This is a genomic window from Coleofasciculus sp. G1-WW12-02 (assembly GCF_040219735.1).
Classification (GTDB): domain Bacteria; phylum Cyanobacteriota; class Cyanobacteriia; order Cyanobacteriales; family Coleofasciculaceae; genus Coleofasciculus.
This window is the reverse complement of sequence record NZ_JAVJRX010000129.1, coordinates 17,524-31,367: the sequence shown is the minus strand read 5'-3', so window position 1 is coordinate 31,367 and position 13,844 is coordinate 17,524. Positions and strand designations below refer to the sequence as shown.

The 13,844-nt window shown below is 45.7% G+C and carries 11 protein-coding genes and 3 pseudogenes; 7 read left to right on the top strand and 7 right to left on the bottom strand.

Going from position 1 to position 13,844, the window contains the following annotated elements; genetic code table 11:
* From RID09_RS21105 to RID09_RS21095, 3 genes and pseudogenes are all read left to right on the top strand, one after another.
* A pseudogene (locus RID09_RS21105) lies at window positions 1–223 on the top strand (RNA-guided endonuclease TnpB family protein); the annotation flags it as partial.
* 111 nt (window positions 224–334) lie between these two features.
* Window positions 335–520, top strand: a complete 186-nt coding sequence (locus RID09_RS21100) for an NAD(P)H dehydrogenase subunit NdhS (RefSeq protein WP_446337880.1) — start codon at window positions 335–337, stop codon at window positions 518–520.
* A 244-nt stretch (window positions 521–764) separates the two neighbouring features.
* Window positions 765–1,433, top strand: coding sequence for an HAS-barrel domain-containing protein (locus tag RID09_RS21095; RefSeq protein ID WP_446337879.1), 669 nt, complete (start codon window positions 765–767; stop codon window positions 1,431–1,433).
* A 62-nt stretch (window positions 1,434–1,495) separates the two neighbouring features.
* Here the strand turns inward: RID09_RS21095 and RID09_RS21090 are convergent, their stop codons facing one another.
* The 6 genes and pseudogenes from RID09_RS21090 to RID09_RS21065 all read right to left on the bottom strand — a co-directional run.
* Window positions 1,496–1,729 carry a hypothetical protein gene (locus RID09_RS21090; RefSeq protein ID WP_446337878.1) on the bottom strand — a complete coding sequence of 78 codons (234 nt, stop codon included), beginning with the start codon at window positions 1,727–1,729 and terminating at the stop codon, window positions 1,496–1,498.
* Between the two features lie 658 nt (window positions 1,730–2,387).
* Complete coding sequence (locus tag RID09_RS21085; RefSeq protein WP_446337877.1) at window positions 2,388–3,347, bottom strand: DUF362 domain-containing protein; 960 nt, start codon at window positions 3,345–3,347, stop codon at window positions 2,388–2,390.
* Between the two features lie 28 nt (window positions 3,348–3,375).
* Window positions 3,376–3,681, bottom strand: a complete 306-nt coding sequence (locus RID09_RS21080) for a hypothetical protein (protein WP_446337876.1) — start codon at window positions 3,679–3,681, stop codon at window positions 3,376–3,378.
* On the bottom strand, window positions 3,678–5,093 hold the full coding sequence (locus tag RID09_RS21075) for an aspartate ammonia-lyase (protein ID WP_446337875.1): 1,416 nt from the start codon (window positions 5,091–5,093) through the stop codon (window positions 3,678–3,680). The genes RID09_RS21080 and RID09_RS21075 overlap by 4 nt, the downstream gene beginning before the upstream one ends.
* Before the next feature lie 192 nt (window positions 5,094–5,285).
* Complete coding sequence (locus RID09_RS21070) at window positions 5,286–6,038, bottom strand: biopolymer transporter ExbD (protein ID WP_446337874.1); 753 nt, start codon at window positions 6,036–6,038, stop codon at window positions 5,286–5,288.
* A 376-nt stretch (window positions 6,039–6,414) separates the two neighbouring features.
* A pseudogene (locus RID09_RS21065) lies at window positions 6,415–7,164 on the bottom strand (MotA/TolQ/ExbB proton channel family protein); the annotation flags it as partial.
* A gap of 140 nt (window positions 7,165–7,304) precedes the next feature.
* Here RID09_RS21065 and RID09_RS21060 point away from each other — a divergent pair.
* The 4 genes from RID09_RS21060 (at window position 7,305) to RID09_RS21045 (ending at window position 13,313) form a co-directional block, all read left to right on the top strand.
* Window positions 7,305–7,469, top strand: coding sequence for a hypothetical protein (locus RID09_RS21060; RefSeq protein ID WP_446337873.1), 165 nt, complete (start codon window positions 7,305–7,307; stop codon window positions 7,467–7,469).
* Between the two features lie 602 nt (window positions 7,470–8,071).
* A complete protein-coding gene (locus tag RID09_RS21055) occupies window positions 8,072–12,376 on the top strand; it encodes a TIR domain-containing protein (RefSeq protein ID WP_446337872.1) in 4,305 nt (1,434 codons plus the stop codon).
* Between the two features lie 158 nt (window positions 12,377–12,534).
* A complete protein-coding gene (locus tag RID09_RS21050) occupies window positions 12,535–12,837 on the top strand; it encodes a YkvA family protein (protein WP_446337871.1) in 303 nt (100 codons plus the stop codon).
* A gap of 203 nt (window positions 12,838–13,040) precedes the next feature.
* Window positions 13,041–13,313, top strand: coding sequence for a cupin domain-containing protein (locus tag RID09_RS21045; protein ID WP_446337870.1), 273 nt, complete (start codon window positions 13,041–13,043; stop codon window positions 13,311–13,313).
* Between the two features lie 393 nt (window positions 13,314–13,706).
* Here RID09_RS21045 and RID09_RS21040 read toward each other — a convergent pair.
* Window positions 13,707–13,787, bottom strand: a pseudogene (locus tag RID09_RS21040) (DUF4058 family protein); the annotation flags it as partial.
* Window positions 13,788–13,844: the final 57 nt, after the last annotated feature.

Sequence of the window (13,844 nt, the reverse complement as noted above, 5' to 3'; positions counted from 1 at the left end):
GTACCGTAGTGGAAATGGCACAATTGTAAATGCTGATTTAAACGGCAGTGCTAATATTTTAAGAAAAGTAGCCAGAAAGTTAGGTATTGACCTAAACCGACTGGGTAGACGGTGTTTGACGACCGTAGCGAGAGTTAGATTGTGGCAACTTCCACAGCCTGCTCTGCCAGCAGAATCCCCGTGTATGCGAGACCGGGGAGTGTCAATTGTGATCTACCAATAGTCGGTAACAAAGGACGAAGCGCACTGACCAATATTAATGGTAAGAAATTAGCTTAATTATAAATCAGCAATTTATAGTAAGCTAAGATAAGAGATTTATGGGTGAAAACAGATGATTCTTCCTGGCTCAATTGTTCGCGTCATTAACGGCGAGGACACTTACTACAAATTTGAAGGGATAGTCCAGCGCATCGGTGATGGAAAAGCGGGTGTGCTGTTTGAAGGTGGAAACTGGGATAAAATTGTCACGTTCAATTTATCGGAACTCGAAGAGGTGAATCCTCAAGGCAAAAAATAAAAACAAACTGTAACCGTTGACCTGTTATAGCGAACGAAAATGAACCGGGAACAAAGATAGATGCTTTTTGAATACAGAAAAAGGTGGTTTTATTTCTCTTATGTTCCCGCTTTCATCTTATTGTCTGTTCACATTTCATTGAGCCGCCCCATATAAGAAAATAACAAATAAATGACCAATGGAGCAGCAGATTTTGTCGTGACAAATGACGAAAGACAAAGGACAAAAGACAAAGGACTAAAAGATGCGTCTTCCTTTACCCCAGTTTACGGCTGGAGAACGCCCTGATAATCACATTGCGGAAGTCATTGAAACGGCAACCACAGAATTTCTGGCACAATGTTTAGAGCCAGAGGATTTGAGCTTTCCGGTAATGCCACCCTTTGGAAGTTGGGTCAAATCCGTTGATGAAGAATCTGGCAATCAGGTTATGGCGGTAGTTTACCACGCTACAACTAGCCCGATTGATTCAGTTCACCGGGCTGTCGCGTTGGGATTGTCACTGGCAGAATTGCGGGAGCAACAGCCGCAAATTTTTGCCATGCTTAAAACTGAGTTTCGTGCGGCAATTGTTGGGTTTATACCGCCCGGAGAGGGAAACAATGGTGACCAACCCCCTAGGGGACGGGCTTATCAATATCTACCTCCCCGTCCGCCGCAAATTCATCAGGCTGTCTATCAATGCCAGCCCGATGAGATCATTTACTTTAGCGAAAAGTTGGATTTTTTGCGAACACTCCTGTTAGTAAGTGGAGCGCCAGTGGAAGCCCTAACGGCTGCGGCGATCCGAGATATCTATCAAATTCGCAAGGGCGATCGCGACTGGTTAGTTCAAGCAGGGCGAACCCTCAGTGTTTTACTCAAAGATGATTATGACCGTTTGCGGTACATTTTGAGTCAACTGCACTGGTGAGTTTAGTTTCTTCCCCCCTTGAGGGCATACAGTGTAGCAATTTGTCCAAGGGGAACTTCAGTTCATAAGTTTTTCCAGTTAGCTGTTTCTGATCTCGGCAGCGAGTAGGGTGTTGTCTGCAAAACATCAAGGCTGCTAGAAGAGTAGTAAGCAATGGCTAAGAAAGGTAAGGTCAGAGTCAAAAACGCCATTACCGTACCGATAATCTCAGCCCATCTATGAGGATAGGGGTCAGAAGAGTTGGCAGACGAGCCACTTGATTCCATAAATGAAGTTTTAATCAGAACTTGAGTCAATTGAAATTTTATCTGAGACCGGGTCAAATTCAAGACCCTACATCCTATATTCTAACAAGTTTTTGGTTCAAGGATTGTTTTCCTGTAAACAATTTCAATAAAATCTTACACTTTATTAATAAGGACATCGGTTTTGCCAAATCAACTGACCTTAGATAGATTGACGCGAGTTCTAGAATACCAGTCAGTTTCATCAAATCATCTACTGAAATCCTCTACATGAGGTAACATTCGCTACCTATACTTCCCTGTTATTACTTATAAATGACAGATTTTGCTCTTCATACCAAGTTGCATTCAAAGATATAACTTTCTCTCCCCCTGCTTCCCCCGCCTCCCCTGCCTCCCCTGCTTTTCCTATCTACTATGTTTGAGCGCAACTCGGTATCAGTTATCGGTGGGTAAGCCAACTTCTACCTAATATGGCACTGTACATAACCACGACCTGCTATTACTGAACTGACGCTCTAGTACGTAATTCGAGACAGAAAATACAAAAAACCGCCTCTAACACTAGGCGGTGGAATTAAGCAATCGGAGGGTAGTATCAGCATACGTTCCCTCCTTGGGTAGAGGTTGTAACAATGTTTACCAAATAATTCCTTCTTTGAGTTTTGAATGTTAGATTTTGCTCACCAACAATCCAAAAATGATTATACTACCGCTGAGCATAAACACTTATTGGCTCTTTGATCCACCGGATGTAAAAATGCTTAAATGTGGAGCGCATTAGGCGGGGCATACCAAAATCAATGGGCATTAACCGATCCGGTAGCTTCCAATCGAGTACCTTTAAATCGGCGGGATGCAGGTGGGGAAATTCCAGGGTATCCAGATTTGGACTTAATCCTAATTTCATCGCGGCGGCTACAGTCGGTACTTGCAGGGGTTCGACATTGAGTAAGTTGACTACCGCCTGATCCAAAGCAAATACATCAGCCGACGCGGCTAGCATATTCAAGCGTCGGGGTTCTCCACCACTCGGTCCATTACCCTCATGACCTACAATCCCATCCAGAATCGTTAAGTTGGGATTAATTGCCCGCGCCGTTTCCACTAACATTTCCCCAAACCGTAAGGCATCTTTACCCGCTTCTGCATGCCACCAGGCTTTCATTTTACCAGGGACGCAGCCAAACAGGTTTTTAACCCCCAGAGTCAGGGTTAACTGGGTGTGAGATTTCAGCTTGGGTAAGTTAATTACCACATCAGCATCCATTGCTTCTTTGCACAGCCGCAGGTGGTTGAAGGTATGGCTAACTGTTTGATATCGCTGACCATGGAATTCGACGATGGGTATGTTAAGTTCATCCATCATCGGCAAATAGCCATTTGCCTGCGCCACCCCTTTAGCTGTACCAAAGGCGGGACTATCACCGAGAAAAGGTTGACCACCAGCTTCCTTGACTAACTCAGCGACAGCGTACACAAGTTCGGGGCGAGTAATACATTCCTTACCCGGACGTCCAGCCGTGAGAAGATTGGGCTTAAGGAGGACGCGATCGCCCACTTTGACAAATGCCCTAATCCCGCCTAACGGTTCCAGCAAGGTTTCTACGGCGGTTCTTAATGGCTGTCGGTTATAGGACTGTGCCCGAATTAAACTAACGCTAGACATAAGTGTCATGAAATAGCTTTAGTTTATCTTAGACTTTAGCACCACGGGACAGAGCCGTGACTCGTTGACAATCCGATAAGACACCCTCCCCTTGGAGTTGAGGAATCGGCGGTGTCACTTCCACTTTGACAATTTGAGACGTCAGGATGATCACGGTTTGATCGAACAGATGTAGGGTTAACCAAGGTTGGCTGAGGAAATCAGCAAGTTGTTCGCTAAAAGCTTCTGGCGTCACGGGAATATCAAAGGATTCGGTTTCGCCATTGATGTAATGAAAGGTGACTTGGGTAAAACTATCTTGACTTTGCATGGTTTGTCCTTTGTCCTTTGTCATTGGTTCGGGAACAAAGCACTCATTTTATCAAGATCGAGTACCTTGGCTAAGTCCTCAGCACTCATCAAGCCTTTGTCGAGGACAATTTGTCGCAGGGATTTGCCTGTTTCCAAAGATTCCTTGGCGATAGCCGCCGCGTTGAGATAACCGATGTGGGGATTCAGGGCGGTAACTAATGCGAGACTCCCTTCGGCATAGTCCAAACAGCGATCGCGTCGTGCTGTAATTCCGGCTAGACACTTTTGAGTTAGGGCAGATAGGGTATTGCCTAAAATTTCAATACTGTGAATTAGGTTATACCCAATCAACGGCATCATCACATTCAACTCCAATTGACCCGCTTGAGCAGCTAAGGCGATCGCACTATCATAGCCCATCACCTGAAAGCATACCATAGAGGTCATTTCCGCCATAACTGGGTTGTATTTTCCCGGCATGATCGATGAGCCCGGTTGCACGGGGGGAAGTTGAATTTCCTTGAATCCGGTTTTCGGACCCGAATCCATTAACCGCAAGTCATGGGAAATTTTGACTAAATCCTGTGCCAAATTCCGTAAACTGCCAGATACATTAACAAACGGTGCCATACTTTGCATGGCTGCCATGAGATGGGGGGCAGATTTGAGGGGTTGATCAATGAGTTGGGCAAGAATTTGGGCAACCTGATGGCGATAGTCGGGATGGGTGTTTAATCCGGTTCCTGCAGCACTTCCGCCTAACCCCAGTACCATTAAATCTTCTGATGCTTGTTCAATCCGATTGGTATGATCGCTGAGAATTTGCGCCCACGCCCGAAATTCTTCTCCCAGGCGCACCGGTACAGCGTCTTGCAGATGGGTTCTGCCGGATTTGACCACATCTTGGAATTCATCCCCTTTGTTATCCAGGGCGGTAATGGCATCAGATAGTGCCGGATACAAGGTATGTTCTAAAGCCAACAGCGCCCCGATTCTAATCGCCGTGGGGATAACATCATTAGTGGATTGCCCATAGTTTACATGGTCATTTGGGCTAACCCGCTTATAGTTACCCTTCTCATCTCCCAGGATTTCTAATGCCCGATTTGCCAGCACCTCATTAATATTCATGTGGTGGGATGTACCGGCGCCTGCTTGGTAAATATCGACGACAAATTGATCCCGCCATTGTCCTTTGAGAACTTCATCAGCCGCTTGGATAATCCCTTGGCTAATATCTTGGGGAATACAGCCCAGATTACCATTCGCGATCGCGGTGGCTTTTTTGATCAGCACACAGGCGTCTATGTAGGTGGGTAAGGGTTTAATCCCGCTGATAGGAAAGTTTTCAATTGCCCGTAGGGTTTGAATCCCGTAGTAGGCATCGTTAGGGATTTGCCGTTCCCCCATAGAATCGCGTTCGATTCGATATCCTGCACCTGATTTATCGGTCATAAGTCACTTAACACTGAATAGTCTCTCACTTAAGCGGGGCGGGTTTTGAGAAAACTTTATCATCAATTCTCTCTATCTGCGCCTTAATCGGGCGGGTTTAGTCCCATCTGGGATGAGGTGATCAATGATAATAGTCAAACCCGCCCCTACAGAACAGACGTGCCATGGCACGTCTCTACACAACAACATGAATTATTCCCCTTGCGGCTGCGGTGACGTCGGTGTGCCAAAATTGGGTGGAACAGAACCACCGGGGTTGATGGGGAATTGTCCAGGAGAAGGTGGTAACGTACCGGGATTCGTCGGGGGTGATCCAAATTGAGGTTGACCCGGAACCCCCGGAAATTGAGGCGGAAAATTGGGATTAAATGTGCCATCAGGATTAACTGGTATTTGTCCAGGATTGGGGTTAAATTCGGGAACTCCAGTTGAGGGAGAAAGGGGATTCGTCCCCGGAATTTGCGGCGATTGTCCAGGTGAATTGGCTAGCGCCACGCGATCGCCCCCGACTTCCCGAAGTAAATCCAAGACTTGTACAACTTCGTTATACATGGCATTGGGCGAGGCGTAGAGGACAAATACGCCACTGGGGTTTTGTTGCTTGTAAGCTTGGAGTTGTTGAATAAACTGCTCTTGGGTAATCACCGGATTTTTTTCTACATACACTTGCCCCAATTCATCCAAACTAATCATCAGAATCTGCCGTCCTTGGGCAGTTCCGGTACTCGCCTTGGGTAAATCAACATTAATGGCTTGTTGGCGCGATAGACCCACGGCTGCCAGGATAAAGAAGGTCAGGATACAGAAAATAACATCAATTAGCGGTACGATCTCAATCCGAACTTCTTCAGTTGGGGAATCCATCCGCAAGTTTAAAGGGCGGGTTAGTGTGGGGAAGGAAGCGGCAGGTTTTTTTTTCGTCCGGTGCTGGGGTAGTGTTGTCATCGTCTTGGGTTCCAAAAGGTCAAAGAAGGCTCCAGGGCTGCACTTGTTTAGGATGTCTGCTTTTTTGTCTATACATTAACGGGTGGCAATTTGAAGCCAAGCAGCACTAAGGATATCGGGAAAACTAAGGAAAAGACTTCTAATTTTCTGGGTTTCCTTGAGGGTTGGAGACAGGAGTGCGATCGCTTTGGGGGAGTTGAGGATTGTCTGGGGAAAGCGGATCGTCTTGGTTTGTTTTAGCATTGGCGACGGGAGTGCGATCGCTTGAGGGGACTTGAGGATTGTCTGGGGAAAGCTGTTCGTCTTGGTTTGTTTTAGCATTGGCGACGGGAGTGCGATCGCTTTGTGCCGGTAAAACCTGATCATCCTGCTTTGGCGGCTGCTTCTGCTTGGATCGGGGTTTGGGAAGTGAAGTGGGGGGTTGGGGTACTTCAAAACTCTCTTGGTAAACGTTAATGGTATGGTCTTGGAGGGTATCGCTCATCACTTGATCACTATCTTCGGCTTGTAACCAATCTTGGCGATACAGTAATTCCAACTCTGTCCCCGCTTTACGGAAAATTTTGACTTGGTTAAACCAAAAGGCTTGAAACAGTCGATAAAATGCCAAACTGGTAATTGCAATAATCAGTCCTGTCGCGGTACTAATCAGCGCTTCGCCGATTCCCAACGTTACCCCAGCGGTGGAGGCTGTACCTAGTTGATCAATGGTAATTGAGCCTAATGAGTTGATTAAACCGAGTACCGTTCCCAGTAATCCCAACAGAGGAGACAGCGCAATCACCGCTTCTAATAGCTTATCGCCGCGCCGCATCGCCGCTAACTCGTCATCAGCCGCCCCTTCTAAAGCTAAGCGGAATAATTCAGGTTCTGGGCTGATCAGGCGTAGGGGAGCATATAAATATCGTCCCACGGGTTGTCGCCGCGATTTCATCGCGATTTCTCTAGCCACCTGCCAGTTTTGAGCGCCTGCATCCAGCACCCGATTGACGATTTCCTCTTGTTTCAAGAGGATTCCCGCCCAAAACCAGAGTCGCTCAAAAATTGTACCAACTGCTAGGATCGAAAGCCCTAACAGGGGCCACATGGCGATTCCGCCCTTTTCAATAACCGCAACAATATCCATATCGGTTCTCAACCTCCCTTGATTGCTAAGTATAATTGTCTTTGCTAAAATGCAAGCCACTCCAATTCTAGGGATTTATCGCCGCTTGCAAAGAGGTTGATTAATTTTCGCGGCTAGAGCGCGGGATTCGGGAGAGACGGGTGGCGATTTGGCAACTGTCTCAATACGGTTCGGTTAAGGGGTGTAGAGACGCGCTTTTGAAGCGTCTGGGAGATGGGGAAGAAAACATTCAATTAATTGTTATTGTCAATAGTGGCAAAATTCTCGTAGTGCGAGCATCTTGCTCGCTACTCACTTTAAATTAAATGGCACTGAAAACTTGCATTTTTTAATCGCCGAAACTCTTGATATACCGTAGGGTGGGCATTGCCCACCAGCCTTAACTTAGTACCATTCAACCTAAATTTTTGCACAAAATGTTCTTACAGGTTAGGCATGTGCGATCGCTCCGGCTTGTAGTAAGGAACCTTAGCCCTAGAGTTCGTTGGGTTGAGCGAAGTCGAAACCCAACCTACAACCTATTCTACGATTGTAGCTGTGTCAGTCCACTACTGCCGTGGCACAGCTAAAATGATGGGATGGATTTTACGGTTTTGGACGCACGTCTGTGCGGTAAAAGGGCGCACGTCTGTCACCCGTGTCAACTTAAGAGGAAACGCAAACTAAGTGAGCCTTTGAATCTCGTTGCCTTAAAAATAACCCCCCTTAATCCCCCCGGTGCTTTGGGGGGAAATGCTCCTTTCCGGTTCCCTCCCCTTATAAAGGGGAGGGTTAGGGTGGGGTTAGCATCAAGGTATTGCTTTCGTTCGTCCTCCACCCAATTCGGTGTGTCACGCTACGACAACGGTGACATACTCCACATTCAAAGCTGTATTCCTGACGTTTAGCTAGGGACAGATACCAGAAAATGACAATTTTTGATGCCTTTATCTCTTACGGACGAGCCGATAGTAAAGCTTTCGCTCAAACCCTGCAATCCCGTCTAACTGCACAAAAGTTTAACGTCTGGTTTGACTTCAATGATATTCCCCTAGCCGTAGACTTCCAGAATCAAATTGACGATGGCATCGAAAAAGCTAGTCATTTCCTATTTATCATTTCTCCTCATTCCGTCAACTCTCCCTATTGCCTAAAAGAAATTGAACTGGCGATTAAACTGAATAAACGGATTATTCCTATATTACACGTTATGGGAATTAGCCAGGAAACCTGGCAGCAGCGTAATCCTAATGGTACTCAGTCAGAGTGGGAAGCTTATAAAGCAAAGGGGTTACATGAAAGCTATCAAAACATGCACCCAACAATCCGTAAACTCAACTGGGTGTATTTTCAGGAGGGGGTAAACAATTTTGAAGCATCCTTAGCTGACTTAGTAAAATTACTCCGTTCTCATTCCGACTATGTAGAACAACATACCCGTTTTCTAGCCAAAGCATTGGAATGGGAGAGGAATCAAAAGCAACATCGTTGGCTATTAGTTGGCGCAGAGAGACAACAGGCAGAAGCTTGGTTAAAGGTACGGTTTAAAGATGAACAACCGCCTTGTCTTCCTACGGACTTACATTGCGAATACATCACCGAAAGTATCAAAAATGCCAATAACTTGATGACTCAGGTGGTTCTTGCCTACAGCGATGTAGATAAGGCGACGATGGAAAAGATTCGTCGCAGTTTAAGGCGAGAAAGCATTACCGTTTGGACAAATACAACAGATATTCAAAGTGGAGAATCCTTTGAGGACGCGATTAGACGGGGAATTGAACAGGCGGATAACTTAGTGTATCTCCTTTCACCCGACTCCGTAAACTCAACCTACTGTCAACAAGAATTAGACTTAGCGGTATCACTGCACAAGCGGATTATTCCGGTACTGGTACGGGAAACACCAGTGGAACAAATCCCACCCGCGCTACAGGGATTACAATATATTGACCTCACCGATAATGTAAAGGAAGAGGATTATCGGCTTGATGAAAGTCAGTTATTACGGATTCTACATCAGGATGAGGCTTATTATCGAGAGCATAAGATTTTACTGACCAAAGCGCTGAAGTGGAAAGAGCAATACCAAAATCCTAGTATTCTGCTACGAGGCTATAACTTACGCAGTGCTGAAGCGTGGTTAAAGGTAGCACAAAAAAGGACACACCATCCACCCACCGCCTTACAAGAAGAATTCATTACTGAAAGCCTGCGACAACCGCCGTTAGAGTCGCTGGATGTGTTTATCTCTTATTCCCGTGCTGACTCAGACTTGGCGAGAAAGCTAAATGATGCATTACAGATGCAAGGAAAAACGACATGGTTTGACCAGGAAAGTATTGCATCGGGGAGTGACTTTCAGCAGGAGATTCAGTTAGGGATTAAAGCCTGTGATAACTTTTTGTTTATTCTTTCACCGCGTTCGGTTAATTCACCGTACTGTGCTGCTGAGGTGGACTATGCAGCCAGTTTAAATAAGCGTTTTATCACCGTATTACATCAACCCGTAGACTCGGCAAATTTACATCCAGAGTTAGCCCAGATCCAGTGGATTGATTTCAATCAGAATCAACGGGAGTTTAATGCCAATTTCAATCAATTGGTCAGGGCTTTAGATACGGATAGAGAACACGTTCGCCTGCATAGCAAATGGTCACAGCGAGCGCTGGAGTGGCAGCAGAAGGATAAAAGTGATGATTTGTTGTTGCGGGGAAATGAATTAGCAATTGCTCAAGACTGGTTACAGGAAACGAATCAAAGCCGGAAAAAGCCTTCAGCCACCGACTTGCAAAACGCATTTATTGAAGCAAGTATAGCGGCGAAAGAGACTCATTTGCATCAAGAAGAAAGTCGCCGTAAACGAGAACTTAAACAAGCTCGCCGAATTATAGTTGTATCGGTTACTGCTTTGATTGGGTTGATGGGTTTAACAAGCTTGGCGGTAGTCCAGTGGCGGGAATCAGAAAAAAGGATGGCAGGTCAAATTGATGCGTTAAGCCGCTTTTCCCAGATATTGGTTAAGTCAAATCTGAAATTAGATGCTCTGATTGAAGGGATTCGGGCAGGAGAGCTATTCAAAGAATCAAATTCAGAAAAATTGGAGATTAAGCGGCGAATTAATCAAACCTTGCAGACGGTAATTTATGACGACAGCGTTAGAGAGCGGAATCGATTAACTGGTCATGAAGAACCAGTCTATAGCGTAGTGTTCAGCCCAGATGGCAAGACGATTGCTTCTGCTAGTGGGGATAAAACAGTCAGGTTGTGGAATCGAAAAGGTGAACTTCTCCACACCCTTTCTGGTCATGAAGATTTGGTCTATAGCGTAGTGTTCAGCCCAGATGGAAACACGATTGCTTCTGCTAGTTATGATAAAACAGTCAGGTTGTGGAATCGAGAAGGTGAACTTCTCCACATTCTTTCTGGTCATGAAGAACGAGTCATTAGCGTAGTGTTCAGCCCAGATGGAAAGACGATTGCTTCTGCTAGTGGTGATAAAACAGTCAGGTTGTGGAATCGAGAAGGTGAACTTCTCCACACCCTTTCTGGTCATGAAGAAACAGTCTGGAGGGTAGTGTTCAGCCCAGATGGAAAGACGATTGCTTCTGCTAGTGGTGATAAAACAGTCAGGTTGTGGAATCGAGAAGGTGAACTTCTCCACAGTCTTTCTGGTCATGAAGAACCAGTCAATAGCGTAGTGTTCAGCCCCGATGGAAAGACGATTGCTTCTGCTAGTTGGGATAATACAGTCAGGTTGTGGAATCGAGAAGGTGAACTTCTCCACACTCTTTCTGGTCATGAAGAACCAGTCTGGAGGGTAGTGTTTAGCCCAGACGGAAATACGATTGCTTCTGCTAGTGGGGATACAGTCAGGTTGTGGAATCGAGCCGGTGAACTTCTCCACAGTCTTTCTGGTCATGAAGAAACAGTCTGGAGGGTAGTGTTCAGCCCAGATGGAAAGACGATTGCTTCTGCTAGTTGGGATAAAACAGTCAGGTTGTGGAATCGAAAAGGTGAACTTCTCCACACCCTTTCTGGTCATGAAGCATCAGTCTGGAGCGTAGTGTTCAGCCCAGATGGAAAGACGATTGCTTCTGCTAGTGGGGATAAAACAGTCAGGTTGTGGAATCAACAAGGTGAACTTCTCCACACCCTTTCTGGTCATGAAGAATTGGTCAGTAGCGTAGTGTTTAGCCCAGATGGAAACACGATTGCTTCTGCTAGTAGGGATAAAACACTCAGGTTGTGGAATCGAGAAGGTGAACTTCTCCACAGTCTTTCTGGTCATGAAGCATGGGTCAATAGCGTATTGTTCAGCCCAGATGGAAAGACGATTGCTTCTGCTAGTTCTGATAAAACAGTCAGGTTGTGGAATCGAGAAGGTGAACTTCTCCACATTCTTTCTGGTCATGAAGACGAGGTCTGGAGCGTAGTGTTCAGCCCAGATGGAAAGACGATTGCTTCTGCTAGTGGGGATAAAACAGTCAGGTTGTGGAATCGAGAAGGTGAACTTCTCCACATTCTTTCTGGTCATGAAGCATCAATCATAAGGGTAGTGTTCAGCCCAGATGGAAAGACGATTGCTTCTGCTAGTTGGGATAAAACAGTCAGGTTGTGGAATCGAGAAGGTGAACTTCTCCACACTCTTTCTGGTCATGAAGAAACAGTCATCAGTGTAGTGTTCAGCCCAGATGGAAAGACGATTGCTTCTGCTAGTGGGGATGGAACAGTCAGGTTGTGGAATCGAGAAGGTGAACTTCTCCACATTCTTTCTGGTCATGAAGAAACAGTCTGGAGGGTAGTGTTCAACCCAGATGGAAAGACGATTGCTTCTGCTAGTACAGATACAACAGTCAGGTTGTGGAATCGAGAAGGTGAACTTCTCCACATTCTTTCTGGTCATGAAGAAACAGTCGGGAGGGTAGTGTTCAGCCCAGATGGAAACACCATTGCTTCTGCTAGTAATGATAAAACAGTCAGGTTGTGGAATCGAGAAGGTGAACTTCTCCACAGTCTTTCTGGTCATGAAGAAGCAGTCTATAGCGTAGTGTTCAGCCCAGATGGAAAGACGATTGCTTCTGCTAGTGGGGATAAAACAGTGAAGCTGTGGAATTTAGAGGATTTAACGCTAGATGCACTCATGCATAGAGCCTGTGATTGGGTTGGGGATTATTTGAAGCACAGCGCCCCAGATAGCGATAAGTTTCTGTGTGATGATGTAAAACAGTAACAAAGCGCGATTCCCATCATCCCCAGCAAATCCCAATCCCATCAAACTCTCCCCCTCACGTCAGTAGGTGTAAGTTCTGCACCTGAACAGGTGGGTTATCCCCATAGAGATTCCGGGATGAATTTGGCAAGATGAAAGGTAGCTGTCGGGAAAAACTGATGAATAATTTTTCAATCCAATCCATATATAACTGGTATCGTAACGCGGTTCGCAATCCTAAATACCGTTGGTGGATAGTCTTAGGGACTCTCCTTTACGTGTTTAGTCCCATTGATATCGCCCCAGACTTTATTCCAATTGTCGGGCAAATTGATGATGTCGTCGTGCTGACGCTGCTGGTGTCTGAGATGTCGCAGTGGTTGATTGATTTGGCTAAATCTCGCCAAGCGGGAATCGTCACGGAAGAAACCAGTACGACACCGGAAGCTACGGTAGATGTGAAATCCGTTTCTGTCGAATAGCCCATCCTGTAAGGCTTGTAGTAAGCGCTTTAGCCCTATCTTTTGTTGGGTTTCTGGCGTCAACCCAACCTACTAGCTTGGCACAACTAAAATAGGGCTTTGTTTGTAGTAAGCACTTTAGTGCTTTAACGCCTAGCTTGAGAGGGCTAAAGCCCTCACTACGAACTCAATCTATTCGACAATTTTAGCTGTTTCAGTTCACCATGGACTATTCTACCGTTAAAAACGACTGGCAAAACCGAGGCTTTAGTTGTGGGATTTGGACGGATTCACCGGGACAGGTGTGGGCAGATTATGTCCACGATACGGATGAACTGGTGATGCTTTTGGAAGGGGAAATTGAGTTATCGTTTCAAGGGAAAACATTTCGTCCTCAAGTCGGAGAGGAAGTGCTGATTCCGGCAAAAGAATCTCATACGGTTAAAAATGTGGGGGATAGGACGAGTCGTTGGTACTACGGTTATAAGCGAGGGTAGGGAAAATTCATGAAGCTTTGGTTTTACTTAAGGTGAAAAACTCACATTGGTAACCTTTTGGGTTGTGTACCCTCACGGTAATCTGACTTGTTAAATAAACTCACGAAACCGACGAATCGGGGCGGGTTTAGTTACATCTGGGTGCAACCGAAAAGAGAGTAGTAAAACCCGCCCCTACACATTTATGTGCCAGACCAGACTCTTCAGGTCTCCCCCTTTTTAAGGGGGACGGGAGGGGGATCTCAAGGGGGACGGGAGGGGGTTCACAAATTGACAATGGATAATGACCTCTCCTTAAAAGAAGAGGATTGAAATTAAGGAAAATCTTTTTTAATTTCTTCGTAAACGAAGAGGTCTTAGACCCAATTAATCAATTGTCAATTATCAATTATTAATTATCCATTGATTATGTACTTCTGACCAAAATGCCGGATTTTCTAAATAAGGATTCATGCCGGGAAAGGGAGAAGCCATAGAACACTCCTTGAGCCAAGATGGATTAAATACTATATTAGATGAGGTTTGTAGTAA

What these genes read in the sequence shown, in the direction of transcription:
- RID09_RS21080 (WP_446337876.1), bottom strand. Translation starts at nt 3,681, where the DNA reads ATGACAAAGGACAAAGGACAAACCATGCAAAGTCAAGATAGTTTTACC.
- RID09_RS21050 (WP_446337871.1), top strand. Translation starts at nt 12,535, where the DNA reads ATGAATAATTTTTCAATCCAATCCATATATAACTGGTATCGTAACGCG.
- RID09_RS21070 (WP_446337874.1), bottom strand. Translation starts at nt 6,038, where the DNA reads ATGACAACACTACCCCAGCACCGGACGAAAAAAAAACCTGCCGCTTCC.
- RID09_RS21100 (WP_446337880.1), top strand. Translation starts at nt 335, where the DNA reads ATGATTCTTCCTGGCTCAATTGTTCGCGTCATTAACGGCGAGGACACT.
- RID09_RS21095 (WP_446337879.1), top strand. Translation starts at nt 765, where the DNA reads ATGCGTCTTCCTTTACCCCAGTTTACGGCTGGAGAACGCCCTGATAAT.
- RID09_RS21045 (WP_446337870.1), top strand. Translation starts at nt 13,041, where the DNA reads ATGGACTATTCTACCGTTAAAAACGACTGGCAAAACCGAGGCTTTAGT.
- RID09_RS21085 (WP_446337877.1), bottom strand. Translation starts at nt 3,347, where the DNA reads ATGTCTAGCGTTAGTTTAATTCGGGCACAGTCCTATAACCGACAGCCA.
- RID09_RS21055 (WP_446337872.1), top strand. Translation starts at nt 8,072, where the DNA reads ATGACAATTTTTGATGCCTTTATCTCTTACGGACGAGCCGATAGTAAA.
- RID09_RS21075 (WP_446337875.1), bottom strand. Translation starts at nt 5,093, where the DNA reads ATGACCGATAAATCAGGTGCAGGATATCGAATCGAACGCGATTCTATG.